2 protein-coding genes are annotated in these 975 nt (G+C 57.8%); one reads left to right on the top strand and one right to left on the bottom strand.

Annotated features, from left to right (window positions below):
- Positions 1–398, bottom strand: a 398-nt coding sequence (locus tag EN994_RS33100; RefSeq protein ID WP_127308235.1) for a host attachment family protein, incomplete at its 3' end; no start/stop codon positions are given.
- A gap of 421 nt (positions 399–819) precedes the next feature.
- Here EN994_RS33100 and EN994_RS36580 point away from each other — a divergent pair.
- On the top strand, positions 820–975 hold a 156-nt coding region (locus EN994_RS36580), incomplete at its 3' end, for an NAD(P)-dependent oxidoreductase (protein ID WP_348631699.1).

Here is a 975-nt window from a genome sequence, read left to right as displayed (position 1 = left end):
GTCTTGGGAATTTCGGCGGTCACCTTGTCCCCGACCTCCTTGTGCAGCTTTTTGCGCATTGTCCCAAGCACCACCGGCGGCGCGACGAGCACGATCTCGCTGAACTCGCCGTCATGCGCGAGCTTGTAGAGCCGGGCGGCGATTTCATCGGCAAAACGCTCCTTGCCGATGCGGTGCCAGTCCGTATCCTCGACTGCGCTGCGGTGTACGGAGGGACCATCACTGTATCGGCCGGGGCTGTCACTGCCTTGCTCGCGGGTGGGCGGGTTGTCCTGCTGCATTTCCTGCACCACCTCGAGATTCGGATATTTGTTGTCACCGGCGTTCCTGAGGAAAAGCGCCTTCTCGCCATCGGCCACGATCACCCAGATACCGTGCTTGAGTATGATTGTGTTCATGATGACAGGGCTCCTTTTTAGCCGCGTGGCGACCTTTAGTTGGCATTCCGCAGCCGGATTTCGATCCGACATGACGGGCCTTTTGAGAACGCACCTCGAGCCGGTAATGTTCCAGTCGGCAGCCACGTCGGCGTTGGACATTCTGGCTATCCCGAGGTCGCGACTTTAATCTACTAACTTGGTAGAATTTAGAAAAAACAGTTTTGCGGCTTTTCTCGCCGGGCGCTAAAAGAGCCACAAATCAAGGCCTGCGACAGAAGCTTGAATCCGCTCTATCTGTAAATGAGAAATATTTTTCTCTTGGCCGGGATGCTTTCAGAAAAGCAATTGCATCCCGATAAGGGATGCGCGAGTGCGTTCCTTCTGGTTTCTCGCGCTCGCGCGTAGAACTGCAAGCTCATTGAGGATTCCGCTCGCGTCCATGTCGCACACTGCTCCCAAGCTCAACGCCTTCCCCGTGTTCATGCGGGTTGAGGGCGAAGCTGTGGCCATCGTCGGGGGCGGCGAAGAGGCGCTGGCCAAGGCGCGGCTGATCGGACAGTCGAGCGCGCTCCTGCGGATCGTCGCGGAACACGCC

Source organism: Mesorhizobium sp. M7A.F.Ca.CA.002.09.1.1 (assembly GCF_003998555.1).
GTDB lineage: Bacteria > Pseudomonadota > Alphaproteobacteria > Rhizobiales > Rhizobiaceae > Mesorhizobium > Mesorhizobium ciceri.
This window is presented reverse-complemented; position numbering and strand designations above follow the sequence as displayed.